Below are 25292 nucleotides of genomic sequence, written 5' to 3'. Positions count from 1 at the left end.
GTTATTGAACTTTATCGCCGCTCAGTTTTTAAGGGTTTAATTATAGCTTAATCGCCGTTTTCACCCCGTCTCGAATGGCGCGCACTGCATCCAGTTCACCTGCGTGATCAGCACCACCAATAACGTGCAGTTTATCACCCAGCTCTTGCCACATTTCTTGGAAAGGTCGCACAGACTCTTGGCCTGCACAAATAATCACTTTATCTGCTTCTAACAACTGAGATTGACCGTCCCTAGTAATGTGTAAACCTTGGTCATCAATCTTATCGTAGCTAACACCACCAACCAGATTTACCCCACGTTTCTCTAATGTACGCTTGTGAATCCAGCCTGTGGTTTTGCCCGGCCCTTTACCCACACCACGTGATTTTCGGCGTTGAAGCACCCAGACTTCTTTGTCTGTCACTTCATTAGGGAATGGGTACAAGCCGCCAGGGGTTGCGATATCTTTATCAATGCCCCAGTCATGTAGCCAATCATCAAGATCGTGACCTTGAGGTTCGGTCAGCATGGAGGCGACATCTACACCGATACCACCCGCACCAACGATGGCAACCTTGTTACCAACGTAAGTTTTCTCTTTGATTAGCGTTTGGTAATCAATCACTTTCTCTTCGTTATCAATACCATCAATTTTGACTTTGCGTGGTTCAACACCCGACGCCATCACCACTTCATCATACTGATCTAAGATGTCGTAGGTCGCTTCGGTTTCGAGTTTTAGGTTTACACCTGTTTCATCGATGCGGTTGGCAAAGTAGCGAATCGTCTCACGGAACTCTTCTTTACCGGGTATCTGCATCGCTAAACGGAATTGACCACCGATTCGATCGTTTTTCTCAAACAAATCGACATCATGTCCACGCTGCGCAGCCGTCGTTGCACAAGACAAGCCAGCAGGGCCTGCGCCAATCACCGCAACACGTTTTTTCGTCGTTGCAGGCTGTACGACAATCTCAGTTTCGTAACACGCTCTTGGGTTCACTAAACAGGTCGCACGTTTTGCTTTAAAGATGTTGTCCAAACACGCTTGGTTACAACCAATACAGGTGTTAATCATCTGCGCTTGGTCTTTTTCAGCTTTGGCGACAAAGTCAGGGTCGGCTAGGAATGGTCTTGCCATTGACACCATATCGGCGTGCCCCGCTTCAAGAATTTTCTCAGCTTCATCTGGAGTGTTGATACGGTTACAGGTGATCACGGGAATGTTTAGGTGAGGTTTCACCTTATCAGTCACCCAAGTGAAAGCACCACGGGGTACTTGAGTAGCAATCGTTGGGATACGCGCCTCATGCCAACCGATACCAGTATTGATGATAGTCACACCAGCGCGTTCGAGTGCTTGAGCAAGTTCAACGACTTCATCAAAAGTACTGCCCTGCTCCACAAGATCGAGCATAGATAGACGGAAGATTATAATGAACTCTTCCCCCACGGCTTCGCGCATTTTACGAACAATCTCTAGCGGGAAGCGAGTACGGTTCTCATAGCTGCCACCCCATGCATCGTAACGCATGTTAGTGCGAGCACAGATAAACTGGTTAATCAGATAACCTTCAGAGCCCATGATCTCCACACCATCATAGCCCGCTGATTGGGCCAATTTAGCCGTATTGGTATAAGCGTCAATGGTCTTGATGATTTGACGCTCACTCATCTCACTTGGAGCAAAGCGAGAAATCGGCGCTTTGATGGCTGAAGCACTCTGACAAAATGGATGCATCGCATATCGACCTGCATGCAAGATTTGCAGTGCAATCTTGCCGCCATGTTTATGCACCGCATCCGTCACGACTTTATGTTCGCGGGCATGTTTTGGCTTACTAAACTCGGCGCTCAACGGGTGCAATCGACCACGGAAGTTTGGCGAAAAGCCACCGGTAACAATCAGACCTACACCGCCTTTAGCACGCTCTTCATAAAAAGCGGCCAAACGATCAAGTCCTTTTTTATCTTCTTCTAAACCCGTGTGCATAGATCCCATAAGCACACGGTTTTTTAGTTGGGTAAATCCTAGATCCAGAGGTTTAAGTAGGTTCGGGTACATAGGCTGACATCACTTTTGTTATTTTTCGGTAGTGGTCAGACTACTCTACCTAAACAACACATTAATTCAAACACCTGTTTACATTTTCGCAACTCAGATCAATTTATATATGAAATGCGACTGGATTCACGTAGGATTAATGCATTCATTTTTCGATACGTCACGGTAGACCATGAAATCTATTTTTAAGTTTATCGGCATGATTTTTAAGGGCTTCTGGAAAGCTCTTAATTTCATCCGGGTCGCTATCATCAATCTTTTCTTTATTGCAGTGCTTGTCGCTATTTATTTCGGTGTGACTACGCACAGCGAAAAAGTCACTCAACCTGTGGTCAAAGAGTCTGGCGCTTTGGTGCTAAACCTCTCTGGGCCTATCGTTGAGCAAAGCAGCTACGTCAATCCAATGGATTCTTTTACTGGTTCTTTGTTCGGTAGCGAGTTACCAAGAGAGAATGTGCTGTTTGATATAGTCGAATCTATTCGACATGCGGCGGACGATGAACACGTTACTGGACTGGTACTTGCACTTCGCCAAATGCCTGAAACTAACCTGACAAAACTTCGCTATATGGCAAAAGCCATAAACGAGTTTAAAGCCAGTGGTAAACCTGTATTTGCTATCGGTGATTTCTATAATCAGAGCCAATACTACCTAGCCAGTTATGCCGATAAAATTTACATGGCACCTGACGGTGGTGTACTGATCAAAGGCTATGGTGCATACAACCTATATTACAAAGAGCTTCTAGAAAAGCTCGACGTTAATACTCACGTCTTCCGCGTAGGTACTTATAAATCCGCTGTCGAACCATTTACTCGTAACAGCATGTCTGAGGCTTCGCGCGAGTCGGCAACCAACTGGCTAACCCAGCTGTGGGATGGTTACGTTCATGACGTGGCGCTAAACCGTGAAATGGAAGCTGCGGCATTTAATCCGAGTGAAACAGAGTTACTCAGTCAACTCAAAGCTGTCGATGGTGATATGGCGCAGCTTGCACTTAACCTTGGGCTAATTGATGAACTAGGCACTCGTCAGCAAGTACGCAAAGCACTGGTGGAAGAGTTTGGTAGTAACGGTAACGATAGCTTCAAGCACATCACTTACTACGATTACGTACCGACCGTCACACAAACCGAGTTTGCTGAAGATGACATCGCTGTTGTCGTCGCCAGTGGCGCCATCATGGATGGCTTCCAACCTCGTGGCACCGTCGGTGGTGATACTGTCGCATCATACCTAAGAGATGCCAGAACAGACGACAAAGTCAAAGCCGTGGTGCTACGCGTTGATAGTCCTGGTGGCAGTGCATTTGCGTCCGAAGTGATCCGCAACGAATTGGTTGCTTTAAAAGAAGCTGGAAAACCAGTCGTGGTTTCCATGTCGAGCCTAGCAGCATCAGGCGGTTACTGGATTTCAATGAGCGCAGACAAGATCATCGCTCAGCCAACCACCCTAACCGGTTCGATTGGTATCTTTAGTGTTATAACTACCTTTGAAAAAGGGCTTAACAAACACGGCATCTATAACGATGGTGTAGGCACGTCTCCTTTCTCTGGTGTTGGCATTACTAGCGGTATCAGTGATGGGGCAAAACAAGCTTTCCAAATGGGCATTGAGCATGGTTACCACCGTTTTACTGGTTTAGTCAGCAATAACCGTGATATCGCCAAAAGTGAGATGGAAAACATCGCTGAAGGCCGTATATGGACGGGTAAAGACGCCATGGCGCTTGGCCTTGTAGACCAGATGGGTGACTTCGATGATGCGATTCAAGTCGCTGCAGAACTTGCTCAGTTAGAAGACTACAATGTCTACTGGATGGAAGAGCCACTGAGCCAAGCGCAACAGTTCATCCAAGAGTTGATGAAAAACGTGCGAGTGCACCTTGGTTTGGATATCAGTGCCCTTGTGCCTGAAGCGCTTCAACCTGTGACAAAACAGCTCCAACAAGACGCGACTATTCTGAGCAGTTTCAACGATCCAAAAGGCCAATATGCCTTCTGCTTGAACTGTAATGTTGAGTAACCTCTAACATGCTTAGAGCCCTTGGTCTGACAAGGTTCTAATCACAATAAAATAGGCGCATTTGCGCCTATTTTTGTTTTATAATCCCGCCACTGTTCCCGTTCGAGTTAAGTGTTATGCCTAAGAAACATATCTATATCGCCTACACTGGCGGCACCATTGGTATGCAAAAGTCCGATCACGGTTATATTCCCGTGGCAGGTTTCATGGAAAAGCAGCTAGAAAGCATGCCGGAATTCCATCGCCCAGAAATGCCCGATTATACCATCCACGAATATGCACCACTGATCGACTCGTCAGACATGACACCCGCAGATTGGCAGCAGATCGCCGATGATATTCGAGCTAACTACGACAAATACGACGGTTTTGTGATCCTGCATGGCACAGATACCATGGCGTACACAGCTTCAGCGCTTTCCTTCATGCTAGAGAATCTTGCTAAGCCTGTGATCGTTACAGGCTCACAGATCCCGCTAGCAGAGCTGCGTTCGGACGGTCAAGCGAATCTACTCAATGCACTGCACATCGCCGCCAACTACCCGATCAATGAAGTAACACTGTTTTTTAATAACCAATTAATGCGCGGTAACCGCAGCACTAAGTCTCATGCTGACGGTTTCAATGCCTTTACTTCGCCTAATTTGCCACCGCTGCTAGAAGCTGGGATTAACATTCAGGTGAGCGCAGGTGTCGAAGTGGACAAAAAACCACAAGGCGAATTCAAGGTACATAACATCACGCCTCAACCGATTGGTGTCATTACTATGTACCCAGGAATTTCGCATGAAGTGATCCGAAACACCCTTAGACAGCCAGTAAATGCGATGATCTTGCTGACTTTTGGTGTGGGTAATGCACCTCAAAACCCTGAATTACTGGCGCATTTGAAAGAAGCCTCAGAACGTGGTGTGATCGTCGTAAACCTAACCCAATGTCTCGCAGGAAAGGTGAACATGGGGGGCTATGCGACAGGCTGTGCTATCGCCGATGCGGGCGTGATCAGCGGATATGACATGACCCACGAAGCGGCACTGGCAAAACTGCACTATTTGCTAAGTCAAAACCTTGGCTACGAAGAGATCAAGGTCGAGATGCAAAAAGTGTTGCGTGGTGAGATGAGTTTGTAAATAAGCGGACGCGTTGCTATCGGACGCTGGCGCTAAGGGTTTAAGGGGGAAAGGGTTAGAAGCCTTAGATCCTTAAACCCTTAAATCGACTTTATTCTATTTTCACTCGTGCGATGTCGTCTGCGCCTTTGGTGAACTCTTTCTTTAGTTCAGCTTTCGACTTGAAGCAGATATCTCCACCTGCTGCGACGGTCATGTGTTGGGCTTCGGTGTTGTTCTTAGATTGATACAACATTACCGCCTGCATACAGTTGTCGCGTTGCTCTTGGCTTAACGGCGTACCATCAGGCCACTTACCCGTCTCTACGGCGTAGCTAAGACGCTGATAAATTTCAGGGGTCATACTTGCAATTAGTTGCTCTACATTCACTTTCTGTCCTATTAATAAGTAAATGAGTTTAGATTGTGAGAATAAACCGCTACTATTTTCGGTCAAGCTCACACATTACATTTAGCGCATTAGATCACAAGTGAATAACATCCATGACCCGCAATCAATTACTTATCATCATCGCTACCCTCATCCCTCTTAGTGGTTGTTTAGAATCTCGCAAGAATACTGACGAGCTATGTGAGTCCAATCCACCGCTTCGCTGTGAGAAGTTAAACATGCGAGACGGTCAGTGCCGTATCCCTCGAACTGACCTTATCTGGCACCGATTTGATGCCTTACGAAATAACACAGTAGAAAAACAGCTCAAAGAGTACGAGCTGTTACATGAGTACCAACAGTGCTTAGAGTTGGCTGCACAAATCCAGCCTATCAACCAGAGCAATGTCAAAGAGAGACGCTTTAACGCCTTGGTGCACACGTATGATGAGCAAAAACGGATTAAACAAGAGCTTGGTCAATCGACCAACCCTAGAGCTTACTACTTCCTGTGGACACAAGGTGATGAGAATGCCAAACGTGCGTTCTTACAACTAGAAGGAACACCAGCATTAGAATCCGCAGATATGCAGCTCGCATTGGCCAGTTATTATGTGGGTAGAGACGAGCTAAAAACGGTTAAGTTGCTGGAAAATGCATTAAAACTAACACCCACGGGTGAGCTCAATACAGACATTATTAAATCTTTAGCCAGCACCAACCAAACCGCAAGGCGCTATGAGCATGCCTACATTTGGGCCATGGTAGGCAAAGAGTTTGATTTGCCAATCACATCCGAAAGAAACTTGCAAAGACTGTACGCCTTTAGTGAAGAGAAACGAAGCAACCTTGACGCTATAGCGATGAAGATTGCATCTGCGGTGAAAGAAGGCGGTTATAAGCCAGAGTTGTTGCCAGACAGCGCTGACTTACAATAATGAAACCAAATTGTAATATTTTTTCAAAAGTGAGGGAATCATCCCTCACTTAGTTATTTATTTCCAAACACCAAGGAGACCGAGTTTACGCAATAACGCTCTCCCGTAGTGACAGGACCATCAGTAAATACATGGCCTAAATGGCTATCGCAGCTTGAACAGCGTATCTCGGTACGCTTCATTCCATGGCTATTATCTTCTAAATAAGTAATAGCAGTATCATTGATTGGGGCGTCAAAACTTGGCCAACCACACCCAGAATCATACTTATTTTCCGATTTAAACAGCTCTGCATTGCAACAAACACAATTGTAGATACCCGTTTCTTTATTATGCAGCAGTTTTCCTGAGAAAGGGGCCTCTGTTCCACGTAATCGACACACCTCAAACTCTTTATCTGTCAGTTGCTTACGCCATTCTTGTTCTGTTTTTGTAACCTTTGGCACTATTGGCTAACTCCTTAGCTGAAGGATAAATTTATAGGATAATAATAGTTTTTATATAGCAAATCCTTGCGTATAAGTGCGTTTGTAGCACATACTCATTAACCAGTATATGACAGACACGTCATTTTTATACTAACACTATTGACTCATTCATCATTCGCATGATTGCAGCTCAAAAAGTGTAAAAAACGAACATTTGCAACGGTACGTTAAAAAATCACACGCTTTTTTTTGACTTTGGACAACTAAAGCGACATTATCGGTTGCAGAAATTTACTGGCTTTCGTAATTTTACTACCAGTTATCTTTAATCAGAAAATTAAGTTGTGGAGCAACTAATGACTATCAAAGTAGGTATCAACGGTTTTGGTCGTATCGGCCGTTTCGTTTTCCGCGCAGCACAAGAACGTGCTGATATTGAAGTAGTAGGTATCAACGACCTTATCGACGTAGAGTACATGGCTTACATGCTTAAGTACGATTCAACTCACGGTCGTTTCAACGGTACTGTTGAAGTTGAAGGTGGTAACCTAATCGTTAACGGTAAGACTGTACGTGTTACTGCTGAGCGCAACCCAGAAGACCTTAAGTGGGACGAAATCGGTGTTGACGTAGTAGCTGAAGCAACTGGTCTTTTCCTAACTGACGAGACTGCTCGTAAGCACATCACTGCTGGCGCGAAGAAAGTTGTACTAACTGGTCCTTCTAAAGACGCAACTCCAATGTTCGTAATGGGTGTTAACCAAGACACTTACGCTGGTCAAGACATCGTTTCTAACGCTTCTTGTACTACTAACTGTCTAGCGCCTATCGCTAAAGTTCTTAACGACGAGTTCGGTATCGAGTCTGGTCTTATGACTACAGTTCACGCAACTACTGCTACTCAGAAGACTGTTGACGGTCCTTCTGCTAAAGACTGGCGTGGTGGTCGTGGTGCTTCTCAGAACATCATCCCATCTTCAACTGGTGCTGCTAAAGCTGTAGGCGTTGTTCTTCCAGAACTAAACGGCAAGCTAACTGGTATGGCTTTCCGTGTACCAACTGCTAACGTTTCTGTAGTTGACCTAACTGTTAACCTTAAGAACGGTGCTTCTTACGAAGCTATCTGTGCAGCTATGAAGTCTGCTTCAGAAGGCGCTCTAAAAGGTGTTCTAGGTTACACTGAAGACCAAGTTGTTTCTCAAGACTTCATCGGTGAAGTTCAAACTTCAGTATTCGATGCTAAAGCTGGTATCGCTCTAACTGACAACTTCGTTAAAGTTGTATCTTGGTACGACAACGAAATCGGTTACTCAAACAAAGTTCTAGACCTAATCGCTCACATCTCTAAGTAATGTAAGCTTTTAGCGAAGAATTTCGTTTAAAGATTTAGATAAAAGGCGACTCTCGAGTCGCCTTTTTTGTATTCTTAATTCTGCAAAAATAAAATATCTAGGAGTTGGTATGGATCTCACAACACTTCCTACCCTTACCGTACTTTCGGATTGCGTCACTATCGTAGAAAAAGACCAAGTAAAAATGGTTCGAGTGATGCACGATAAAGCGACAGCAGCGGTTGCCCTGCATGGTGGCCACGTCGTTTCTTACACGCCAGCAGGTCAAGATGATCTGATCTGGATGAGTACGCAAGCAAAATTTGATGGTGAAACTGCCCTACGTGGTGGTATCCCAGTGTGCTGGCCTTGGTTTGGTCGTATCGCAGCTCCTGCTCACGGCTTTGCTCGTACCACTGAGTGGGAACTGGTCGAACACCGTGAGAATGACAATGGTGTGATCCTAGAACTGGCACTGTTTCCTAGTGAAGAAACTCATGATATCTGGCCACATATGTTTGATGCTCGCCTATTCGTGGAAATCGGTGATGAGTTGAAAGTCTCACTCAATGTAATCAACATTGATGATACACCTTGGACTTTCAGTGGCGCACTACACACCTACCTGAACATTGCCGATATCACAGCAACAAAGACAACTGGTATGGGCCTTGAATACATCGACAGTCTGCAAGCGGCTAAAATCTGTCAAGGTGGTGAAGAGCTTGTACTAACCGATACTATCGACCGTGTTTACACCCAGCCAGAAGCACTCATTCAGGTGAACGATAGCAAGCGCACTATTAGCGTTGAAAACCAAGGTCACAACTCAGCAGTGCTATGGAATCCGTGGGCGGAAGGAGCTGCTGGTATGGGCGACATGCAAGACGACGGTTACAAAACCATGCTATGTGTTGAGTCGACGGTTCATGCACCAACGATTGAAGCAGGCATTACGTTACAGCCAGGTGAACGCCACCAACTGAGCACAGTGATCTCTGCTAAGTAAGTGGCTATTGTCCTCCCCCTTTCAAAGGGGGAGTTAGAGGGGGTTCCGAACAGGCTAACGGCAATACATATAAATCAAGCACTTATCAGAACTCCTCCCAGCCTCCCCTTGGAAAGTGGAGGAGCTAAAAGCTACCTCTTTTCTTCCTAAGCTATAATCGGTAGACTTGCCCGCCTAACGATACTCATCAGGTTCTGCTATGACTCTTCAATGTCCCCTTTGTCACCAAACGCTTGTTCAATATGACCGCACCTTTCGCTGTGAGTCAAACCATCAGTTTGATGTGGCTAAAGAAGGGTACGTCAATTTGATCCCAGCGCACCACAAACGCTCTAAAAACCCAGGAGACAACACTGAGATGATGCAAGCAAGGCGTCGTTTCCTGGCTGGGGGGCATTATGATCAAATGCGTCAAGCCGTGACAGAGCTCTGTCTAGCTCACCAATCTACCCCAGAGCACCAGCTACTGGATATTGGCTGTGGCGAAGGGTACTACACCCAACACTTTGCAACCGCACTTAACAACGCTGCGCCAGAGCCCACTACTTATGGGCTAGATATCTCTAAAGTTGCCGTTCGTTATGCCGCTAAGCGTTATGCCAACGTTCAGTTCACTGTCGCTTCAAGCCATCGATTGCCGTTTTCTGATTTAAGCTTAGATACGATTGTTAAGATCTATGCACCTTGTAAAGCCCAAGAGTTGCATCGCTGCCTAGCCGATAACGGGGTGTTAATCACTGTGACACCAGCAGCTCGACACCTGTATCAGCTGCGTGAGAGTATTTATGAAGACGTGCGTTTACACAGTGAAGAGCCTGAAGAAATTGATGGTTTTACTCCTGTTTCACAGCAAAAAATCCACTATACAATGGCACTTTCCGGCCAAGATGCACTCGACCTACTACAAATGACACCATTTGCCTGGAAAGCAACCCAAAAGTTTAAACACCAGCTATCAGAAGCCAAGCAATATGAATGTGAAGCTGATTTCATGATTCGTATCTATCACAAAATCTAAATCAAACTATCCAATGGTGGCTGGTTAGATTTTGCGCCAAATGTGGTATTGTCATGGTCAATGAACACGTTAAATGATCCAAGCATCTTACGAATAGAAAAAGTCTTAGACTACATTCATTCAAATGTAGACAAGACCTTATCGCTTGATGAACTTGCCAAACAAAGCTGCTGGTCTCGCTGGCAGCTTCAACGTGTATTTCAGGCCAAAACGGGGCTAAATGTCGCTCAATATGTACGTGAGCTTAAACTAAGTGCTGCTGCACAACGTATTTTGAGTAGCAATGATCGTATGCTCGATATCGCATTGGAGTGCGGATTTAACTCGGAAATTAGCTTCAGTCGGGCATTTAAACAGTACTTTGCTGTCAGCCCTAGACAATACAAAAAAAACAACTTACTTGCAGGCATTCGGGCTCCTTTAACTCGCCCCAATCTAAGTAATCAGGTAGATAGCACCAAGCTAGAGTTTTGCCAAATACGAATAGAGCACCGACCAACGTTCAGCCTTACCGGTTTAAGTGAGCCGATACGCGGACCATTTTCTCCTCAGCCAGACTTCCAACAAAAAGTGCCGATGATCTGGCATGACTTACTCAAAGTCGCTCCTGAAATTCAGTCTTGCCCGACCCAACTGGGTATTATCGACACTCGGCACTGTATTTTAGGTGATGAAGGTTTAATTTACTGGGCTGGCACAGCTTCTCATCACTTTGAATCTAGCAGTGATAAAGTGACCAGTATTGACATCCCTGACCAAACCTACGCAGTGCTGCCAGTAACTGGCCACATTTCAAATTTGTCCAATATGGTATGTTGGCTGATGCTATTCTGGCTACCCGATTCAGGCTATCAAGGTGTTGATGGGTTTGAGTTGGAAGTGTATGACCACAGGTTTAACCCAATCAGTAATGACTCCTATATGGAGTACTGGCTACCGATAGAAAAAGTCCCTACAAAATAAATCTCTCAAACCTGACTCTTGCACCAAATTGTTAATTTTCTCACTGGAGAAAACTATAACATCGCCGCTATTGATAATTATTATCATTTGTGTTCATATTCTGCTCACCTATTTTGGTTTATTGATAATGTTGATAAACCGACCAATGAGCAGCGAGTGAGCATCCAGATAAGGATATAGCAGAGGTTTTGATGAAACAGTTCCACTCCGTACCAGTATTTCGTACTTCTATGCTGGCTTTAGCAATTGCTACCACACTTAGCACTCCAGTTTACGCACAGCAAGAAACCGATGAGACGATGGAAGTCTTAGGTAAAACGTACCGCAATACTGCGACAAAAACCGTTTTAGAACCGGAAGAGACTCCCCAAACACTCAACGTCATTGAAGGCGAACAACTAGAGCAACGCGGTGCAAAATCTGTGATGCAAGCGTTGCGCTATGCCCCAGGTGTATCAACGGAAAACAAAGGTGGTGCCGTGGTCTTAACTGACTGGGTAACCATTCGTGGCTTTAGTTCATCAAACAACTACTATGATGGTTTGATGCTACCAAGTTTGCCGGGCTGGAACGCAAAACCACAAATCGATCCTATCGCGATGGAGCGTATGGAGGTGTTTAAAGGCCCAACATCGGTGCTGTACGGAACTATGCCTCCAGGTGGAATGGTTAACATCATTGCCAAAGCGCCGAAGTTTGAGGACAAAACCACAGTAAGCTTAGCGACTGGCCTAGATAACCTTATGGAAGCATCGATTGATACGACGGGTGCATTGAGTGATAACGTCGCCTACCGTCTCATTGCGCTGGGCCGTAAAAAAGACACTCAGATTGATGGAGTAAAAGAAGAACGCTACCTGATCGCACCATCGATTGACTGGTATGTTTCTGACAAAACCTTCGTCAACTTCAACCTTTACTACCAAAATGATCCAGCTCTTGGACAGAACGTGACGGTACCACTTGATGCGATTGAATCAGGTAAAATTTCCCCATCAACATTTGCTGGTGACGTTAACTTCAATACCATCAAACGTGATTTCTTAATTGCTGGTTACAAAGTAAACCACGATTTCAATAGCGATTGGTCTTTCTTACAAAACTTCCGCTACATGCAAACGGACTTTTATCAAGAGAGCACAAACAGTGGCGAATTCGATGCGGCAACTGGCAATCTAGACCGCACTGCATACAGCACAGATGAGAACTCGAAAGGGATCAGTGTTGATAACCAATTATCTGGTTACGTAAACACCGGCGATCTTGATCACTACTTGCTGTTTGGCGTAGATTACCGCGACCTTGAAGGGACATCGACTTACGATGCATTTGCAGGCGTCGGTAGCATCAACCTATACAACCCAAATAACAACAAGCTTAACCCAGATGATTTTGTTAAGTACTACACAAGCACCAGTGATATTAAAACCTCTCAGCTAGGAGCGTACTTCCAAGACCAAATGCTGCTAGATAACTGGGTGTTTATCGCAGGCGGCCGCTTTGATACCGTTAAATCGACAGTCGACAACAAAGACCGTACTGACAATAACTTCTCATACCGTGTTGGTGCAATGTATCAATTTGACAATGGCATCTCTCCATTTGCCAACTTTGCCACCAGCTTTGAACCTAATGCGAAAACCGACATCAATGGCGATAACCTGAAACCAGAAACGGGTGAACAGATTGAGGCTGGTATCAAATACGTCTCGTACGATGGCGCGACTTCAGGCTCTGCGTCACTATTCCAAGTGAAGAAGAAAAATGTTGGCGTGAGACCAGACGGCTCACAACCTTACTACACAGCCATTGGTGAAATTCGCTCACAAGGTCTTGAACTTGAAGGCCGCACCGTGATCAACGATAACTTGGACATCATCGCTAACTATACCTATACAGATATGGAAGTGACGGAAGACCAAGACAAAACTAATATCGGCCAGGTCCCAGTTTTTGTTCCAGACCACAGCGCTAGTGTGTGGGCAAACTATCTTATCAATGATGGTAGTCTGCAAGGTCTGCGAATTGGTGGCGGTGTTCGCTATGTAGGTGAAACGGTGCTAAACAATGATGGCTACCCAGACCCAGATCGCAATATCGGAAAAGTCCCAGCTTATACCTTGGTAGATATGTCTCTTGGTTACGACCTAGGCCAAATCACGCCATCGCTTAAAGGTGCACAAGCAAACCTTGTTGCGAACAACCTATTTAACAAAGAGTACTACACCTGCTGGAACGAAAATCACTGCTGGTATGGACAAGAGCAAACTGTTGAGCTGAATGTAAAATTCGACCTGTAATTTTTCTAACTGTTTAACAAGGCAGCAGCGCATCTCTGATGCGCTGCTGAGCTATTTCAAGGAACCTTATGACAGAGCAACACCCTAACTTCCATCAAAGCTTGATCCATGGCTGCCAAGAAGTTTCACCTTTTTTAGTAGGTAGTATTCAAGCGCCGACCAACGATATGCTCTCTTTTGGAAAAGCCAATCATGACTTTTTCCAAACGCTTTACTTATCGATTAAGCAAGAAAAACCCGAAGCTGGACACAGTTACTGGTTGACGAGAACATGGGATTCTGTCGTATGGCAGCCGATATATGTGGCATTTGTTAGTGTATATGGCTTTAGAACCATTCCTGATCTTCTTCAGTTTGGTCAATCACAGCGCAATGCACTCGTCAGTGGCTTTTGCTTTGCCGATGAAACACACCATCATGGGGAAATACCTGACCTTATCACACAGATAGGGCAACAATTAACTGCACTTTTAGAGTCTTACCGAACCACGATGGATGAGCTCTTTCGCTGTCGCCCTGGGTTCACTCGCCAACTACTAATAGACCTAATTATAAGAACGGCAACTCGGCTGGCACAATTTGCACCCGAGTTTACGCTTCAAGATGTGCAGCAACAAGCCTTTATGTGGCTCGCTGCACTTGGTCTCCCTACAGAGCGAGTATCTCTCATTACCCAAACGGATAGCGGTTTTTTCTACATTAGAAAGTCGTGCTGCTTAGTGTACAAAACCGAAGCTGGCAAACTATGTGATGACTGCCCTCGGGCTCACCAAGATTGAATTAGAACATGTATCAATTAACCGATATCAAAGTTATCAGAGAAAACCGAACAATTCTCGATATTGACCACTTAACCATTGACCCACATGGGTTTACGGTAATTCTTGGGCACAACGGCTCAGGCAAATCGACATTAGTCAATTTACTCGCCAACGAGTTTTCACCCGAGCAAGGAACGATTACCCTAAACCAACGACCATTGACCCAGTTTTCGAGTAAAGCTTTGGCCAAAGAAGTCGCTTTCCTGCCCCAGCACTTACCACAGGTCGACGGTCTTAATGTCGAAGAAGTTGTGCGCTTGGGCCGCTATCCATGGAGAGGTGTATTTGGCCAGTACCGACCGGAAGATCATCAAATCGTCGCCCAAGCAATTCAAGATACGGGTATCGAAGCATTTAAGTTGCATGAGACCCAAAGCCTTTCAGGAGGTGAACGCCAGCGAGCCTGGATTGCGATGCTACTTGCTCAACAATCCCAATTTCTGATTTTGGATGAACCTACATCAGCACTTGATGTTCAGCACCAATATCAAGTTTTGCAACTTCTTAGTGAGCTGAACCAACAAACAGGAAAAGGTATTTTAGTCATCCTTCACGATCTCAATCTAGCAATGCGGTTCGCCACCCATGTTATCGCCCTTAAGCAAGGTAAAGTCGCGTTTGAAGGAAGCCATTCACTGTTATTTGACAGTCAACGACTGACAGATCTGTATTCAACCCCTATCCAATTGATCGACCACCCAACTCTTGACCATAAGGTAGCAATTGTATGTTAAACCGCTTTTTTAGTTTACTCGCATTCTTTGCAATACACATTGCCAGCGCTTCTGCACACGCTTCAATTCAAGTTTCTGATAGCCTTGGAGTCCACAAATTTGACACCCCAGCACAACGTGTTGCCACCCTTAACTGGGACGTTGCAGAACAAGTCATCGAACTTGGAATCACACCTATCGCTATGCCTGATATTAAAGGCTACAACGAATGGGTTGCGACACCTAAAGTACCTGATGGTGTGGCAGATATTGGCACTCGAATGGAACCCAACCTGACAGAGCTAGCTAAGCTCAACCCAGACCTAATCATCATCGCAGGGCCACAGCAACCTCTAAAGGATCAGTTGGAGAAAATTGCGCCCGTTCTGGTTTACCAAACTTTTCAAAATAAACCAGGTAATGTTGAGCGCTCTGTCCAACACTTTAAAGATATAGCTGTTGCTCTTGGTAAGGAGTCAGTTGCCCAACAAAAAATTGAGGCAATGTATGCGGAAATTGAACAAATAAAGCAAAGACTGGATAAGCTTTTCCCTAACGGAAAACCGAATGTTAGTGCGTTTCGTTTTGCCAGTACGACAACGATTTACCTGTACGGTAAGAATTCAAGTACCATGCATGCCCTAGATTTATTAGGGTTCAAAGCAGCGATCCCAATGCCTGATACCCAATGGGGAGTAACACAAAAACGCGTGAAAGATCTCTATGCTACAGGCGACGGTATCGCCCTCTACTTCCAGCCTTTTGAGCAGGAAAGCGCCCTTGCTCAATCAGTCATGTGGAAAGCGATGCCATTTGTCAAAAGTGGCAACGTGGCCTCGGTGGCACCATCTTGGAACTATGGCGGCGCTATGTCGCTACTCTATATCACTCGCGCTTTAGCTGACAGCTTAGAGCAGGTAGCTAAACAAGGCTGAATTCGTGGCACTCTTAAAAAATTTCACTCTAGCACTCTTGGTGGTGATGCTATTAATCTTGTCATCATCACTAGGCTCTGAGCTAACCTTAAGCCAGCAACTTTCTACTACTGCCGCCTTTTTGTCAGCCGGAGATTTTATCCCAGAAGAGTTTGAGCAAATCTTATTTATCGAGGCTCAGCTACCACGTCTAGTGATGACAATCATTGTCGGCGCATTACTAGGATTAGTGGGGAGTACACTTCAACAGCTCACTCAAAACAATTTGGTGTCTCCACTGACATTGGGAACAACCGCAGGAGGTTGGTTAGCTCTGGTTGTTGCAGGCGTCTGGCTACCTAGCCTGCTCAGTCAATATGGTACCTTAGTCACCTTTGTAGGCGCTATCACTAGTCTGTCCATTGTTATTCTAATCGTTGGATTAAAAAACCTCAGTGGTATGCCGATTATTTTGGCGGGTATGGCGGTCAATATTCTTTTTGGCGCCATCGCAACAGGAGTTGTATTACTCAACGACCAATACACAAGAAATCTCTTTATATGGGGAGCTGGTGACCTTGCGCAAAATGGATGGGAAGCAGTCCGCTGGATCATTCCCCACCTAGTATTAGTCATTCCTTTACTGCTTTTTGCTCCGAGAGTGCTAACGCTTTTACGGCTTGGTCAAACCGCATCCAAGGCACGAGGTTTGAGTATTGTTCCTGCCTATATCACCCTCCTCGGCGCAAGTTTGTGGCTCACCTCTGCTGCGATTGCACACGTGGGTGTGATCAGTTTTATCGGCTTAATCGCACCAAATATTGTGAGAGCTCTTGGGCATAAAACACCAAAAGCTGAACTATTGTATAGCAGCCTGTTGGGGGCTGGATTGTTACTATTAACCGACTGTTTTGCTCAATATCTAAGTTCAGTCTCCATCAATATTGTACCTACAGGCACTGCAGCCGCACTGATTGGTGCTCCGATACTCATCGCTCTGGTAAGAAAACAGCTCAAGGCCCACGACCAACTGAGCTTAAAACTACCAGAGAGCAGATTCCAATTTAACGACAAAACGATCGGTGCCCTACTGGCTTTAATCCTTGCATCAATCATAGTGACGGTGTTCATTGCAGGTGATAGTTGGCAACTTGAAATACCCAATGCTTTTACTTGGGAACATCGCTGGCCAAGAATGGTGGCGGCCCTAAGCGCAGGGTTAGCGCTAGCTGTCGCTGGCACCGTGCTTCAGCGAGTTATCTACAACCCTCTCGCCAGCCCGGACATATTGGGTATTTCTTCCGGTGCTAGCCTATTTCTAGTAATGGGTTTTCTCGTTTTAGGCACAAACTCGACTTCATACTCCGTGCCTTTAGCGCTAGCTGGTAGCTTTATTGTACTGATAGCCCTTCTGTGGTTAGTGCGTAGTAATGGCTATCGACCATCGATAGTCATACTTACTGGTATTTCACTTTCAGCTCTCGTCGACTCTTTAATCCAACTGGTATTAGCACAAGGTAATGAAACCGCTTATGTACTACTCATTTGGTTATCGGGCTCCACCTATCAAGTCACCGCCAAGAGTGCGATTATTTTGGCATTATCGTCCATTAGCATCAGCGCATTACTATTAAGTCTTCAACGCTGGCTAACCCTAATTTCTAGCGGACGTAGTTTCGCAGCTTCACGAGGCCTCAATGTTTCCACCAGCTTTGTATTACTCGTATCGCTGGTTGCAATACTTACAGCGTTAGTCACTGCATTGCTTGGTCCAATTGGTTTTGTTGGTCTTTTGGCACCACACATCGCAGTCATGCTTGGTGCCAGACAAGCGAGGCAGCAACTCATCGTAGCGGGCTTGGTTGGCGCAGCATTACTCAATACCGCAGATTGGCTAGGTCAAGTCATATTGTATCCAAGTCAAATTGCCGCTGGCACATTAGTGTCCATCTTAGGAGGCAGTTATTTCCTATTCTTACTTGTACAAGGGAGACGTAAGTCGCGCTAATTCTTAATGCAAATCAATTTCATTTGCATTGATATAACTAACGGACTCCTTTACACTTGCGTGGCATTTCAAAGGAGTCCGTTATGCGTGCCTTATCTACTCTAATTTCTATCGCTTTACTCTCTGGTTGTAGCCAACAAATCACCGCTCAAACGGAGCAGCTACCGCTAAAACACTTTAGCGATTACCAACTTTATACACATCAGTCACAACCAATCACTAGCCAATCCCTGGCACATCAATTGTTGGATTATGATGTCGTGCTCATCGGTGAGTGGCACGGTCACTCAGCGGTGCACCGCTTCCAAGTTGATTTACTGGCAGATCTTTATCAGCTCTATCCTAATACAGCTTTGTCTATGGAGCAGTTTACCCGCGACAAGCAATTGCTGGTGAATGAATACCTTGACGGAAAAATTGGAGAGCAGACACTGATCAAAAAAGCCAAAGCTTGGCCTAACTATGGCTCAGATTACCGACCACTTGTCGAGTTTGCTAAGATCCATAAGTTAGACGTGATCGCCGCTAATGCACCTAAACCTATTGTGCAATGTGTTGGCCGCCAAGGTATTGGCTACTTAGATAAACTCACTCCTAAAGAGCGTAACTGGGTGGCCGAAAACGTTGATACTGGAGACAGTGCGTACAAAGAAAAATTCATGGCATCGATGCATCATGGCTCGCCAGCGCAAACCCAAAATCAGTACGCAGCGCAAATCAGTTGGGACGAGACCATGGCCGAAAGCATCACCGACTACCTAGCCAAACATCCTGGCCATAAAGTTGTTCATACCGCAGGCAAGTTTCATACAGAGCAAGGGTTAGGCACAGCGGCCTCGATTTTGAAACGCAACCCAAAGCTTAAAATAGCGATTGTTACCCCGGTGACTGAGCTCTCTAACAACTATCAAGATTATCAACTTCTTGTAACCCCTATGCCAACTCGGTATGTCTCCAAACAAGCCCGTATGGATGCCTATAAGGAAATGGGAAATAGAAACAAAGACCTAGTGTGTATTGATTAAGTTTGGCGCAACTTTTGCTTACTTACATTGAGTTAATTTATCGGCAAACCTCAAAAATTCATCAAAGTTATTTAAGATTTGGCCGATAACTAAGTATTAGGAGAAGGAGAGCAAGATGACGGTTTCAGGAACGAATGTCGCTAATACGACGCTCCAACCTCAACAAACTCAACTCGTCAAACCTACTGCTGAGTCAGGTGATAAGAGTAGTACGCCCAAAGTTGCCCAAAACACAGTAACACTGTCTGCGGAAGGCAAGGCGCTGCTTGCCGCTTTGCAAGCAATTGAAGATCAAAATCAGAAAGCTATCGCCGAACAAAAAGCGGCAGACAAAACCATCACTGATGACGTAGAAGCCTTTGCCCATGGCGCTCTAGGCATGGACCACCCAGATGATTTCAAAGAGCAAGTTAAAGAGGACAGCTCTTACACTGCGGGGCAATATTTGTCCGCTGCGGCAACCATTGGTGGTTTAGTGTTGCTGCTTGCCTAGCCTCTAATGCAAAAATGCCAGAGCTCAGCTCTGGCATTTTCGTTTAATTACTTCTTGTTTTTATGGCTCGTGGAAGAGGCTAGTAGCACTAATTGGCTCAAGGCTCTAACGGTATGAGCGTTCTACCATCAGTAAGATGAATCTCTGCTCCATCCCAGCCATAAATATCTTCCACAGTAATTGCCACTTTTTTACTTTCAGATACTCTCAATACTCCACTGAATTCAACTTCACCACTATGATCATGATAGATTGATGCTCTTAAGATATTAATATCGCCAGCAAAGCTCTCTAGAACAAAAAAGTATCCTCCAGCAGCGCCACCAACCCAAATAGCTTCTGTCGGAACTCCTAGCGGCTTGCTTGGAGCGGAAGGTTCGACATATTCAACAGTGATATGACTAATGAGCAACCAAGCGAAGATACTAACTAGTGTAAAAGCTAGTGTGGGAAATATTGCCTTTTTCATTACCTTCCCACCACGTTTTGAAATTTGCCAATTATGTATTTATTCGTCTTAGGATCATACTCCAGTGGAGGGTAGTCTTTCTGGATTTCTTCAATGTAAGAAACAGGACGAGGATCAATCAGCCACGGAGTATCTAAACCTGCTGCTTCTAAAGCTCCTTGCATAAAGTGAACACAACTATATGAGAACACGTCATAGGGCTTTCGATGTGGTATTTTATTCTGCGAAACTCGATATATGGCAAACTCTAGGATTTGCTCAAATCTATTAGGCACCTCGATGTAAGCACCACTAATTCTTCCACTAAGACCAGCTTTTCTTGAGATCACCCCTAAAACTGTGGAGAGTGATTGCGGCTCTATTTGATCGCCAGCGGTCATTTTAACGTTTGGAAGGTTATATATTTTCTTAACCCAGCCTCTATTTTGAGGGTCATATCTACCGTATTCATAGTATTTGGTTACACCAGTTTTTCCCTGAATAAAGAGAATTCCTGCGTGCCCTAGGTTATCGAGTTTATTTTCGGTATGGGCGACGGTGATATTGTTAGGCAGAATATCGACAAATGGTATGAGGTCTGGCACTTTGAATCGTACTGATGGGGTTTCAATTGTGACCTTATAGTCTGGAAACACTATCGGGATTATTAAATCTGACAACTTTACTCTCCTTGTAGTGCTAGATGATGAAATAAATTAAGAATGTCACACTAAATATGTTGCCTTGTCGAAACACTAAGAAAGCAAGTTTTTGCCGCTAACAGAACAAAAACTTGGAGAGCCGAGTCTCCAAACCTTGCTTGCAACAAAACAGCTACTCTATAGACTTTAGGGTTTACCTAACTTATGTCTCAGCCTTTCCAATTTCAATGCGTAGATATATAAACGCAGTTGAGAAAAAATGATGGCAACATAGAATAAGTTGTCTTTGTGATGATCAGGTGCTGTATCCCAAAGCCAGATGCAAAAAAGAGACGTCATTAGGTAAGGAAAAATTCCATACATCACTTGTACAATCCTTCGTATCTAACTAGCTTGGCAAACCATACCATACACTATTAATTGAGTAGACTTGGCTTACACTCCGCTCGCTCATATTGCGATCTGTTCCAGTAAACCTACTGAACGCCCTCATACCTTTTGACAAGTTATGCGTAATGACTAATAAATCTGTCAGGTCATCAATAAAAACGCCCCACTATTAATAGCGGGGCGTTTTTCTAATATCCAAGTTACTTCTTATACTCGTCTGGCAAATTCAAAATATGGTCCTGCCAATCCACCACGTCAATCTCATAAACCACTTTATTACGCACGCTCTCACCCGCTGCATGCATGGCGGATTTCGAACCTGTGATTAACGGATGCCACTCTGGTAGGGGCTGGTTTTCAGCAAGTAAACGGTAGGCACAGGTCTCGGGTAACCAATGGAACTCATCGATTTTGTCGCGAGTTAGCTTTAAGCACTCTTCGCCGGAAGTGAAGCGATTTGGGTAATCTTTGCATGAACAGGTTTTGCTGTTTAACCAGCTACAGGCCACATTGGTGTAATAGACTTCATCTGTATCTTCATCCATCAGTTTGTGCAGGCAACATTTACCGCAACCATCACACAGAGATTCCCACTCCTGCTCGGTCATTTGTCCCAAGGTTTTTTCCTGCCAAAATGGTGCTGTCATCGCCTACTACTCTATTTACTGGATGGGGAGCGATTTATACTCCCACTGCGAGCAAAGTTCAAGCAACAACCCAGATTTTTTGTGCTATCATCGCCGCCCTGTCTTCACAAGTCCTAACAAGTATAGGTTTAGTATGGAATGTCGTCTCGGTTGTGGTGCTTGCTGTATTGCCCCAAGTATCTCTTCTTCTATCCCTGGAATGGAAAAAGGTAAACCTGCCGGAGTGCGTTGTATTCAGCTAAATGACGAGAATTTGTGTAAGCTGTTCGGAAAGCCTGAAAGGCCAAAGGTATGCGGTAACTTTAAGCCTTGCCCAACAATATGCGGCTCAACGACGGAGCATGCCATCAAGGTAATCACCGAGCTTGAACAAATGACCTGATATAAAAAAACCGCATCATGCGGTTTTTTGTTTTGTTCGATAGATTATAACTTCTGACGCCCCATCAAGGAATGCGACAGAGTAGTACCATCGACAAGGTCGAGCTCCCCGCCCATAGGCACGCCATGAGCAATTCGGCTAGCTGACACTTTATGCTCTTGGCATAGCTCTGCGATGTAATGTGCGGTCGCCTCCCCTTCTACTGTTGGGTTGGTCGCTAAGATCACTTCAGATATCCCGCCTTTCGCTAAGCGAAAATCGAGCACATCCAAACCAATGTCTGAAGGCCCAATCCCATCAAGCGGTGAAAGGTGGCCCATTAGCACAAAATAACGACCAGAAAATTGCCCTGTGGACTCAATTGCTGCGATGTCTGACGGACTTTCAACCACACATAGTTGACCATTTTCAGCACGCTTATGATTACTACAGATGTGGCAAGTTTCTTCTTCAGTAAAGGTACGACACTCAGAGCAGTGACCAATTTCTGTCATTGCTTGAGACAAGGCATCAGCTAATTGAAGGCCGCCTTTTCTGTCTCGCTGTAACAAATGAAAGGCCATACGCTGAGCCGACTTGGGGCCAACCCCAGGTAAGCAACGTAAGGCCTCCATCAATTGTTCCAGCATTTGGCTGGTACGCATAATCTACTGATTAGAATGGCATTTTAAAGCCTGGTGGCATCTGCATACCGCCAGTCACAGAAGCCATCTTCTCTTTTTGAGTCTCTTCAACACGACGTGCTGCATCGTTGAATGCCGCAGCAATCAAGTCTTCTAGCATCTCTTTGTCGTCTTCCATTAGGCTCTCATCGATATCAACACGACGAACGCTGTGGCTACCAGTGATGGTCACTTTAACTAGACCAGCGCCAGATTCACCAGTCACTTCCATGTTTGCGATTTCTTCTTGAAGCTTCTGCATGCGATCTTGCATTTGCTGGGCTTGCTTCATGATGTTGCCCATACCGCCTTTACCAAACATTCTAATTCTCTCTGGTTTTGTTTCGTTAAGATTATCAATGGGGGCAAAAACTAAGGCTTTCAACCACCCAACGGATTTAAATTGGTCTCACGCTATCACTATCAATTTCTGCCGTGAATCGGTTGAGAATAAACTCAACGTTGGGATCACTGGCTAAACTTTGGTGCGCTTGTTGCAAACGCTGCTGATAGAGTGCCTCTCTTAATTCTAGTGGTGTCTGACCTGCTTCACCAATATTGACCGCCAGTTCACACGCTTCACCCAACACTTGCCCTAGAGCCTGCGCAAGCTCGCTTTGTGCTTTCTCAGTGTTTAGGTGCGCTTGGGTGTTTCTCAAGGTTAAGGAAACTTGGTTGCCTTCTTTTTGGTAAGAAGAGTTTAACGCTAGCTGTTGCACAAGCTTTGGCGTTTCCAGCTTATCGATGAGCGCCGCCCATGCATCTTTCTCACTTGCCTCTTTCGCCAGTTTCTCAGCCATTTCTGGTGTCTTTACATGCTCAAGAGCACGCTTAACTTCACTCGGCGTCAGAACCTTCTCTTTTGGTTTGATATTTTCCGGCTGAGTTGGTTTCCACTGATAAGGTTCGTTCGGGTTAGCGGCAGGGTCTGATGGGTTAACAGCAGACGGCGACACCGGTTTCGCAGGCGTGATCTGAGCAAGACGCTCCATCGCAGTGCTTGGCGATTTCTTTACTGGTGCCGCATTAGACTTTTTTGTACCACCCTCATTACGCTGTCCACGCTTGCTTCGTAATTGGTGACGAAGACCTGCCACTGGGGATGCAGGTGTCGCTGGCGCACTAGCTTGCGCAGGTTGTGGTGGTGCTTGAGGTGCAGGTGCGGACATTGGTTGGCCGTAATCGGCTGGATGCCCCTGCGCTGAATGGTTGTCCTGCTGATAACTGTCCTGAGAATAGCCTTCTGATGGATAGCTATCTTGAGGGTAACCGCCATAAGGTGCTTCCGCCGGAGGAGGCGCAACATTTGACGCTGGCGATTGTGTTGCTTGCATCTGCACCGGTGCAGATTGCAGCGGAGCTGAGTTTTGCTGCACAGTAGGCTGGGCTGGTGCCGTATTGACGACTGGAATAGTGTTCACAGGCGCAGGTGCTGCCGCCGCTGCGACGCTTGCGACTGGTGACGCCTCCACCGCAACAGGGCGAAATGCCATCATACGCAATACCAACATCTCGACACCCATACGTGGCATCGGAGCAAGTGAAACATCTTGACGACCTTTAATCGCTATTTGGTAGTACAGCTGTACATCCTGAGCGCTCAGTTGGCTGCCCAAAATCTCCACCAAACTACTGTCAGGCGCGCCCTTATCGAGTGTTTCTGGCAGCGCTTGATACATGGCTATGCGGTGCAGCTGAGTCGATAACTCGCTCAGTAACCCATCCCAATCGACGCCGTTTTTACCCAGCTCTTCAATTTTCGCCATCGCTTGTGCGACATCTTTTGAGCTAATGGCTTGCAATAGATGCAGTGCTTGATCGGTATCGAGTGTACCCAACATACTTGAGACGATATCAGCCTCAATCTTGCCATTGCCAAGAGCAATTGCTTGATCAGTTAAGCTCAACGCATCACGCATACTACCGTCAGCGGCATGAGCCATCATATGCAGGGCTCGTGTCTCGGCATCGACGGACTCTTGACTGAGAATATGCTCAAGCTGACCTTGAATCTGGTCAACGCCGATAGGCTTAAGATGGAATTGCAAGCATCGTGATAATATCGTCACAGGCAGCTTTTGGGGGTCCGTCGTCGCAAGTAGAAACTTCACGTACTCTGGCGGCTCTTCTAGCGTTTTCAATAAAGCATTGAAGCTGTGACGAGACAACATGTGAACTTCATCGATTAGGTAAACCTTAAATCGACCACGCGCTGGTTTGTACTGCACGTTGTCTAGAAGTTCACGGGTGTCTTCGACCTTGGTTCGTGATGCGGCATCGATTTCAAGCAGATCAACAAATCGACCTTCATCAATCTCTCGACAGGTATCACATTGACCACACGGGCGAGCAGTGATGCCTGTTTCACAGTTCAAGCCTTTGGCAAGCAAACGACCAATAGAGGTTTTACCCACACCACGGGTACCACTGAAAAGGTACGCATGGTGCAGACGGTTTTGTTCCAACGCATTTTCTAATGCGGTCAGAACATGGGCTTGCCCCACCACCTGTTCAAACTGGTGAGGTCGCCATTTTCGCGCTAACGCAAGATAACTCATTGAGGATCC

At 45.6% G+C, this 25292-nt stretch carries 24 protein-coding genes; 15 read left to right on the top strand and 9 right to left on the bottom strand.

What is annotated here, in order from left to right; translation table 11 throughout:
* Nucleotides 1–40: 40 nt before the first annotated feature.
* The gene (locus J4N39_RS04345) at nucleotides 41–2047 is read right to left on the bottom strand and encodes an NADPH-dependent 2,4-dienoyl-CoA reductase (protein WP_252022305.1); all 2007 of its coding nucleotides are present in this window, start codon (nucleotides 2045–2047) and stop codon (nucleotides 41–43) included.
* 172 nt (nucleotides 2048–2219) lie between these two features.
* Here J4N39_RS04345 and sppA point away from each other — a divergent pair, with 172 nt between their 5' ends.
* Nucleotides 2220–4073, top strand: a complete 1854-nt coding sequence (gene sppA / locus J4N39_RS04340) for a signal peptide peptidase SppA (RefSeq protein WP_252022303.1) — start codon at nucleotides 2220–2222, stop codon at nucleotides 4071–4073.
* Nucleotides 4074–4189: 116 nt separating this feature from the next.
* The gene (ansA, locus tag J4N39_RS04335) at nucleotides 4190–5203 is read left to right on the top strand and encodes an asparaginase (protein ID WP_252022301.1); all 1014 of its coding nucleotides are present in this window, start codon (nucleotides 4190–4192) and stop codon (nucleotides 5201–5203) included.
* A 91-nt stretch (nucleotides 5204–5294) separates the two neighbouring features.
* Here the strand turns inward: ansA and J4N39_RS04330 are convergent, their stop codons facing one another.
* On the bottom strand, nucleotides 5295–5573 hold the full coding sequence (locus tag J4N39_RS04330; RefSeq protein WP_252022299.1) for a YeaC family protein: 279 nt from the start codon (nucleotides 5571–5573) through the stop codon (nucleotides 5295–5297).
* Nucleotides 5574–5686: 113 nt separating this feature from the next.
* On the opposite strand from J4N39_RS04330, the gene J4N39_RS04325 reads away from it, so the two are divergent.
* A complete protein-coding gene (locus J4N39_RS04325) occupies nucleotides 5687–6511 on the top strand; it encodes a DUF2989 domain-containing protein (RefSeq protein ID WP_252022297.1) in 825 nt (274 codons plus the stop codon).
* A gap of 53 nt (nucleotides 6512–6564) precedes the next feature.
* Here J4N39_RS04325 and msrB read toward each other — a convergent pair whose 3' ends face one another.
* Nucleotides 6565–6957, bottom strand: a complete 393-nt coding sequence (gene msrB, locus J4N39_RS04320) for a peptide-methionine (R)-S-oxide reductase MsrB (RefSeq protein ID WP_252022295.1) — start codon at nucleotides 6955–6957, stop codon at nucleotides 6565–6567.
* Between the two features lie 338 nt (nucleotides 6958–7295).
* Between msrB and gap the strand changes: the two genes are divergently transcribed.
* The 11 genes from gap to J4N39_RS04265 all read left to right on the top strand — a co-directional run bounded on the left by gap (nucleotide 7296) and on the right by J4N39_RS04265 (nucleotide 19534).
* Nucleotides 7296–8291 carry a type I glyceraldehyde-3-phosphate dehydrogenase gene (gene gap / locus J4N39_RS04315; protein WP_252022293.1) on the top strand — a complete coding sequence of 332 codons (996 nt, stop codon included), beginning with the start codon at nucleotides 7296–7298 and terminating at the stop codon, nucleotides 8289–8291.
* A gap of 109 nt (nucleotides 8292–8400) precedes the next feature.
* Nucleotides 8401–9279 (top strand): D-hexose-6-phosphate mutarotase, encoded by an 879-nt coding sequence (locus tag J4N39_RS04310; protein WP_252022291.1) that lies wholly within the window; start codon nucleotides 8401–8403, stop codon nucleotides 9277–9279.
* A 199-nt stretch (nucleotides 9280–9478) separates the two neighbouring features.
* Nucleotides 9479–10297 carry a 23S rRNA (guanine(745)-N(1))-methyltransferase gene (gene rlmA / locus J4N39_RS04305; RefSeq protein WP_252022289.1) on the top strand — a complete coding sequence of 273 codons (819 nt, stop codon included), beginning with the start codon at nucleotides 9479–9481 and terminating at the stop codon, nucleotides 10295–10297.
* A gap of 60 nt (nucleotides 10298–10357) precedes the next feature.
* Entirely contained in the window at nucleotides 10358–11260 is a 903-nt protein-coding gene (locus J4N39_RS04300; RefSeq protein ID WP_252022287.1) for an AraC family transcriptional regulator, read from the top strand.
* A gap of 191 nt (nucleotides 11261–11451) precedes the next feature.
* Nucleotides 11452–13560 (top strand): TonB-dependent siderophore receptor, encoded by a 2109-nt coding sequence (locus tag J4N39_RS04295; RefSeq protein ID WP_252022285.1) that lies wholly within the window; start codon nucleotides 11452–11454, stop codon nucleotides 13558–13560.
* A gap of 68 nt (nucleotides 13561–13628) precedes the next feature.
* Nucleotides 13629–14339: a siderophore ferric iron reductase gene (locus J4N39_RS04290; RefSeq protein ID WP_252022283.1), complete on the top strand. Its 711-nt coding sequence runs from the start codon at nucleotides 13629–13631 to the stop codon at nucleotides 14337–14339.
* Between the two features lie 8 nt (nucleotides 14340–14347).
* Complete coding sequence (locus J4N39_RS04285; RefSeq protein ID WP_252022280.1) at nucleotides 14348–15115, top strand: ABC transporter ATP-binding protein; 768 nt, start codon at nucleotides 14348–14350, stop codon at nucleotides 15113–15115.
* Nucleotides 15109–16029 carry an iron-siderophore ABC transporter substrate-binding protein gene (locus tag J4N39_RS04280; protein WP_252022278.1) on the top strand — a complete coding sequence of 307 codons (921 nt, stop codon included), beginning with the start codon at nucleotides 15109–15111 and terminating at the stop codon, nucleotides 16027–16029. The genes J4N39_RS04285 and J4N39_RS04280 overlap by 7 nt, the downstream gene beginning before the upstream one ends.
* Nucleotides 16030–16033: 4 nt before the next feature.
* On the top strand, nucleotides 16034–18016 hold the full coding sequence (fhuB, locus tag J4N39_RS04275; RefSeq protein ID WP_252022276.1) for a Fe(3+)-hydroxamate ABC transporter permease FhuB: 1983 nt from the start codon (nucleotides 16034–16036) through the stop codon (nucleotides 18014–18016).
* Between the two features lie 83 nt (nucleotides 18017–18099).
* Entirely contained in the window at nucleotides 18100–19041 is a 942-nt protein-coding gene (locus tag J4N39_RS04270) for a ChaN family lipoprotein (protein ID WP_252022274.1), read from the top strand.
* A gap of 115 nt (nucleotides 19042–19156) precedes the next feature.
* Entirely contained in the window at nucleotides 19157–19534 is a 378-nt protein-coding gene (locus J4N39_RS04265; protein ID WP_252022272.1) for a hypothetical protein, read from the top strand.
* Nucleotides 19535–19631: 97 nt separating this feature from the next.
* Here the strand turns inward: J4N39_RS04265 and J4N39_RS04260 are convergent, their stop codons facing one another.
* From J4N39_RS04260 to J4N39_RS04250, 3 genes are all read right to left on the bottom strand, one after another.
* Complete coding sequence (locus J4N39_RS04260) at nucleotides 19632–20003, bottom strand: hypothetical protein (protein WP_252022270.1); 372 nt, start codon at nucleotides 20001–20003, stop codon at nucleotides 19632–19634.
* A complete protein-coding gene (locus J4N39_RS04255; protein WP_252022268.1) occupies nucleotides 20003–20662 on the bottom strand; it encodes a hypothetical protein in 660 nt (219 codons plus the stop codon). Before J4N39_RS04255 ends, J4N39_RS04260 begins: the two co-directional genes overlap by 1 nt.
* 572 nt (nucleotides 20663–21234) lie before the next feature.
* A complete protein-coding gene (locus J4N39_RS04250) occupies nucleotides 21235–21681 on the bottom strand; it encodes a YcgN family cysteine cluster protein (protein ID WP_252022266.1) in 447 nt (148 codons plus the stop codon).
* A gap of 133 nt (nucleotides 21682–21814) precedes the next feature.
* On the opposite strand from J4N39_RS04250, the gene J4N39_RS04245 reads away from it, so the two are divergent.
* Nucleotides 21815–22063 carry a YkgJ family cysteine cluster protein gene (locus J4N39_RS04245; protein WP_252022264.1) on the top strand — a complete coding sequence of 83 codons (249 nt, stop codon included), beginning with the start codon at nucleotides 21815–21817 and terminating at the stop codon, nucleotides 22061–22063.
* A gap of 44 nt (nucleotides 22064–22107) precedes the next feature.
* Here J4N39_RS04245 and recR read toward each other — a convergent pair whose 3' ends face one another.
* From recR to dnaX, 3 genes are all read right to left on the bottom strand, one after another.
* Nucleotides 22108–22707, bottom strand: a complete 600-nt coding sequence (recR, locus tag J4N39_RS04240; protein WP_252022262.1) for a recombination mediator RecR — start codon at nucleotides 22705–22707, stop codon at nucleotides 22108–22110.
* Nucleotides 22708–22717: 10 nt separating this feature from the next.
* Nucleotides 22718–23047, bottom strand: coding sequence for a YbaB/EbfC family nucleoid-associated protein (locus tag J4N39_RS04235; protein WP_252022261.1), 330 nt, complete (start codon nucleotides 23045–23047; stop codon nucleotides 22718–22720).
* A gap of 76 nt (nucleotides 23048–23123) precedes the next feature.
* Nucleotides 23124–25283 (bottom strand): DNA polymerase III subunit gamma/tau, encoded by a 2160-nt coding sequence (gene dnaX / locus J4N39_RS04230; RefSeq protein ID WP_252022259.1) that lies wholly within the window; start codon nucleotides 25281–25283, stop codon nucleotides 23124–23126.
* Between the last annotated feature and the right edge of the window lie 9 nt (nucleotides 25284–25292).

The organism is Vibrio sp. SCSIO 43136 (assembly GCF_023716565.1).
In the GTDB taxonomy this organism is placed as follows: Bacteria; Pseudomonadota; Gammaproteobacteria; order Enterobacterales; family Vibrionaceae; genus Vibrio.
The sequence above is the reverse complement of the archived record's forward strand: the minus strand, read 5'-3'. Positions and strand labels throughout refer to the sequence as shown.

What these genes read in the sequence shown, in the direction of transcription:
- J4N39_RS04280 (WP_252022278.1), top strand. Translation starts at nt 15,109, where the DNA reads ATGTTAAACCGCTTTTTTAGTTTACTCGCATTCTTTGCAATACACATT.
- dnaX (WP_252022259.1), bottom strand. Translation starts at nt 25,283, where the DNA reads ATGAGTTATCTTGCGTTAGCGCGAAAATGGCGACCTCACCAGTTTGAA.
- J4N39_RS04260 (WP_252022270.1), bottom strand. Translation starts at nt 20,003, where the DNA reads ATGAAAAAGGCAATATTTCCCACACTAGCTTTTACACTAGTTAGTATC.
- rlmA (WP_252022289.1), top strand. Translation starts at nt 9,479, where the DNA reads ATGACTCTTCAATGTCCCCTTTGTCACCAAACGCTTGTTCAATATGAC.
- gap (WP_252022293.1), top strand. Translation starts at nt 7,296, where the DNA reads ATGACTATCAAAGTAGGTATCAACGGTTTTGGTCGTATCGGCCGTTTC.
- sppA (WP_252022303.1), top strand. Translation starts at nt 2,220, where the DNA reads ATGAAATCTATTTTTAAGTTTATCGGCATGATTTTTAAGGGCTTCTGG.
- J4N39_RS04235 (WP_252022261.1), bottom strand. Translation starts at nt 23,047, where the DNA reads ATGTTTGGTAAAGGCGGTATGGGCAACATCATGAAGCAAGCCCAGCAA.
- J4N39_RS04325 (WP_252022297.1), top strand. Translation starts at nt 5,687, where the DNA reads ATGACCCGCAATCAATTACTTATCATCATCGCTACCCTCATCCCTCTT.
- ansA (WP_252022301.1), top strand. Translation starts at nt 4,190, where the DNA reads ATGCCTAAGAAACATATCTATATCGCCTACACTGGCGGCACCATTGGT.
- J4N39_RS04300 (WP_252022287.1), top strand. Translation starts at nt 10,358, where the DNA reads ATGAACACGTTAAATGATCCAAGCATCTTACGAATAGAAAAAGTCTTA.
- J4N39_RS04250 (WP_252022266.1), bottom strand. Translation starts at nt 21,681, where the DNA reads ATGACAGCACCATTTTGGCAGGAAAAAACCTTGGGACAAATGACCGAG.
- recR (WP_252022262.1), bottom strand. Translation starts at nt 22,707, where the DNA reads ATGCGTACCAGCCAAATGCTGGAACAATTGATGGAGGCCTTACGTTGC.
- J4N39_RS04285 (WP_252022280.1), top strand. Translation starts at nt 14,348, where the DNA reads ATGTATCAATTAACCGATATCAAAGTTATCAGAGAAAACCGAACAATT.
- J4N39_RS04270 (WP_252022274.1), top strand. Translation starts at nt 18,100, where the DNA reads ATGCGTGCCTTATCTACTCTAATTTCTATCGCTTTACTCTCTGGTTGT.
- J4N39_RS04345 (WP_252022305.1), bottom strand. Translation starts at nt 2,047, where the DNA reads ATGTACCCGAACCTACTTAAACCTCTGGATCTAGGATTTACCCAACTA.
- J4N39_RS04290 (WP_252022283.1), top strand. Translation starts at nt 13,629, where the DNA reads ATGACAGAGCAACACCCTAACTTCCATCAAAGCTTGATCCATGGCTGC.
- J4N39_RS04295 (WP_252022285.1), top strand. Translation starts at nt 11,452, where the DNA reads ATGAAACAGTTCCACTCCGTACCAGTATTTCGTACTTCTATGCTGGCT.
- J4N39_RS04310 (WP_252022291.1), top strand. Translation starts at nt 8,401, where the DNA reads ATGGATCTCACAACACTTCCTACCCTTACCGTACTTTCGGATTGCGTC.
- J4N39_RS04265 (WP_252022272.1), top strand. Translation starts at nt 19,157, where the DNA reads ATGACGGTTTCAGGAACGAATGTCGCTAATACGACGCTCCAACCTCAA.
- J4N39_RS04245 (WP_252022264.1), top strand. Translation starts at nt 21,815, where the DNA reads ATGGAATGTCGTCTCGGTTGTGGTGCTTGCTGTATTGCCCCAAGTATC.